This window comes from Kitasatospora sp. NPDC001175 (genome assembly GCF_053598215.1).
The window spans coordinates 1-3590 of the sequence record NZ_JBSFJU010000176.1 but is presented as its reverse complement, the minus strand read 5'-3'; the positions used below and the strand labels follow the sequence as shown (position 1 = coordinate 3590).

Below are 3590 nucleotides of genomic sequence, written 5' to 3'. Positions count from 1 at the left end.
TCACCGATCGAGTGCCCGGCCAGGAAGTCCGGCCGCACACCCCACGACTCCACCAGGCGGAACAGCGCCACCTCGACCGCGAACAGCGCCGGCTGCGTGTACCCGGTCTGGTCCAACTCCTCCCCGCCGAACACCACCTCGCGCAGCGGACGGTCCAAGTGCCGGTCCAGTTCCCCGCACACCGCATCGAAAGCCTCTGCGAAGTGCGGGAACGCCTCGTACAACTCGGCGCCCATACCGGACCGCTGGCTGCCCTGCCCCGTGAACAGGAACGCCACCCGGCCGGCCGTCCCCATGGCGCCGACCACCGTCCGCGCCGCCGCCTCACCGCGCGCCAGTGCCTCCAGCCCGGCCCGCAGCTCTTCGCGGTCCGAACCCAGCAGCACGGCACGGTGCTCGAAGGAACCACGCGCGCTCACCAGCGAGAAACCGACGTCGACCGGCGACATGTCGGGCTCGGCATCCAGCCGGGCCAGTAGCCGCTCGGCCTGCCCGCGCAGTGCCTCGGGCGTCCGGCCGGACAGCGCCCACGGGGTCACCGAGGGGGCGTTCGGCTCGGCAGCCACAGCCGTGTCGGCGGCCGGGGCCTGCTCCAGGACGATATGGGCGTTGGTGCCGCTGAAACCGAACGAGGACACCGCCGAGCGGCGGGGTTCGCCGGTCTCCGGCCAGTCCGTGGTCTCGGTCAGCAGCGAGACCGCACCCGCTGACCAGTCCACGTGCGAGGACGGCTCCCCCACGTGCAGCGACTGCGGCAGCACACCGTGCCGCATCGCCATCACCATCTTGATCACACCGGCCGCACCCGCGGCCGCCTGGGTGTGACCCAGGTTGGACTTCACCGAACCCAGCCACAGCGGACGGTCGTCCGAGTGCTCCTGACCGTAGGTGGCCAGCAGCGCCTGCGCCTCGATCGGGTCACCGAGCCGGGTGCCCGTACCGTGCGCCTCCACCGCGTCGACCTGACTGGCCGTCAGCCCGGCGTTGGCCAGGGCCTGGCGGATGACGCGCTGCTGGGACGGGCCGTTGGGAGCGGTGAGGCCGTTGGAGGCGCCGTCCTGGTTGACGGCGCTGCCGCGGACGATGCCGAGTACCGGGTGTCCGTGGCGGCGTGCGTCGGAGAGCCGCTCGACCAGCAACATGCCGACGCCCTCGCCCCAGCCGGTGCCGTCCGCGTCGTCCGAGAACGCCTTGCAGCGCCCGTCCTCGGCCAGACCGCGCTGGCGGCTGAACTCCACGAAGGTGCTGGGAGTCAGCATCACGGTGACGCCGCCGGCCAGCGCCAGCGTGGACTCACCCTGGCGCAGCGACTGGCAGGCCAGGTGCAGGGCCACCAGCGAGGAGGAGCAGGCGGTGTCGATGGTCACCGCCGGGCCCTCCAGGCCCAGGGTGTAGGACACCCGGCCGGAGGCGATGCTCCCCGAGGTACCGGTGCCGACGTGGCCCTCGGCCCCCTCCGCCGACTGCTGGAGCAGCATGCCGTAGTCGTTGTACATCACACCGACGAACACGCCGGTCCGGCTGCCGCGCAGGGTCGCCGGATCGATTCCCGCCCGCTCGAATGCCTCCCACGAGGTCTCCAGCAGCAGCCGCTGCTGCGGGTCCATCGACATCGCCTCACGCGGCGAGATCCCGAAGAAGCCCGGATCGAAGAGGCCTGCGTCGTGCAGGAAACCGCCTTCACGGGCGTAGGAGGTGCCCTGGTGGTCCGGGTCCGGGTGGTAGAGGTTCTCGACGTCCCAGCCGCGGTTCTCGGGGAAGAAGGAGACCGCGTCCCGTCCGCCGGCGACCAGACCCCAGAGGTCCTCGGGGCTCTGGACTCCGCCCGGGTAGCGGCAGGCCATGCCGACGATCGCGATCGGATCGTCGTCCGTGGCGGCGATGACCGCCACCGGGAGGTCGGCGGACGGCAGCGCGCCCAGGAGCTCACGGTGGAGCAGCTCCGCGAGAGCGGCCGGGGTCGGATAGTCGAAGACCAGGGTGGCCGACAGCCGGAGCCCGGTCACCGTGTTGAGGCGGTTGCGCAGTTCGACGGCGGTGAGGGAGTCGAAGCCGAGCTCCTTGAACGCCCGCTCGGCGTCGACGGAGGCCGCACTCGGGTACCCGAGGACGGTCGCCACCTCCGAGCACACGAGGTCGAGCAGGGCGGCCTCTCGCTCGGCCTCCGAGAGGGACGCCAGCCGTCGGGTGAGCGCCGAGCCGCCGGCACCGCCGTGTCCGGTGCCGCTACCGGCCTCGGCCGCACGGCGCATCGGGGTCCGTACCAGGCCGCGCAGCAGCGGGGGCAGCATTCCCCGGGCGGCCTGGGCGCGCAGGGCCGCGAGTTCGAGCTGGATGGGTACCAGCAAGGGGTCGGTGGAGCCGACTGCGGCGTCGAACAGCAGCAGCCCGTCCTCGGCGGTCAGCGCGGCGACACCACCGCGTGCCATCCGCTCGACGTCGGACCGGACCAGGGCGGCGGCCATGCCGCCGTCTTCGGCCCACAGGCCCCAGGCGAGCGAGGTCGCCGGGAGACCGGCCGTACGGCGCTGCTGGGCGAGGGCGTCCAGGAAGCTGTTCGCGGCGGCGTAGTTGCCCTGGCCGGCCGCGCCGAACAGACCGGCGGCGGAGGAGAACAGCACGAACGCGGAAAGGTCCTGGTGCTGCGTCAGTTCGTGCAGGTTCCAGGCCGCGTCCACCTTCGGGCGCAGCACGGTGTCGATGCGCTCGGGGGTGAGCGAGGAGATCACGCCGTCGTCCAGGACACCGGCGGTGTGTACGACTGCGGTCAGGCGGTGTTCGGCGAGCAGGGTGGCCAGCGCGTCACGGTCCGCGACGTCACAGGCGGCGAAGACCGGCTCCGCACCCAACTCCCGCAGGGAGTCCGCGAGTTCTTCGGCGCCCTCGGCCTGAGCCCCGCGCCGCGAGACCAGCAGCAGCCTACGCGCACCGTACTCGGTCACCAGATGCCGGGCGAACAGCGCACCCAGGGTGCCCGTCGCACCCGTCACCAGCACCGTACCCTCCGGGTCCAGCACCAGCGGCTCGGCCTCGGCAATCGCCGGGACCCGCGCCAGACGCGGCGCGAAGGCGTCGCCGGCCCGTACGGCCAACTGCGGCTCGCCGGAGGCGAGCGCACCGGGCAGCGCCTGGAGCGAGGCCGGGTCCTCGTCCAGGTCGACCAGCACGATCCGGCCCGGGTTCTCCGACTGCGCCGAACCCAGCAGACCCCGCACAGCGGCCGAGGGCAGGTTCGGTGCTTCCGCGTCGACGGTCGCCACCGCACCACGCGTGACCACCACTAGACGGGTGTCCGCCAGCAGATCCTCGGCCAGCCACTCCTTCACCAGGGCCAGCGCATCGTGTACGGCGGCGCGAGTTGCGGCGGCCACATCCTGAGCCGCCTCGGGCAGCACGGGGACCACGATCGTCCCCGGCACCGACAGACCGGCCGAGACCGCCGCCCGCAGCTCGGCCAGGTTCCCGAACTGCTCGGCATCCTCCAGCCCGAGATCATCCGCACCGAGCACCGTCACCACATCAGGCGCCTCGACCGACGGCAGAACCGCACCGACCCACTCCGGCCGGAACAACGACTCGTGCCCGCCGCC

At 72.5% G+C, this 3590-nt stretch carries 1 protein-coding gene; it reads right to left on the bottom strand.

Annotation, left to right across the window (positions count from 1 at the left end; all coding sequences use genetic code 11):
• On the bottom strand, positions 1 to 3590 hold a 3590-nt coding region (locus ACWDAK_RS40800; protein WP_427396313.1), incomplete at both ends, for a type I polyketide synthase.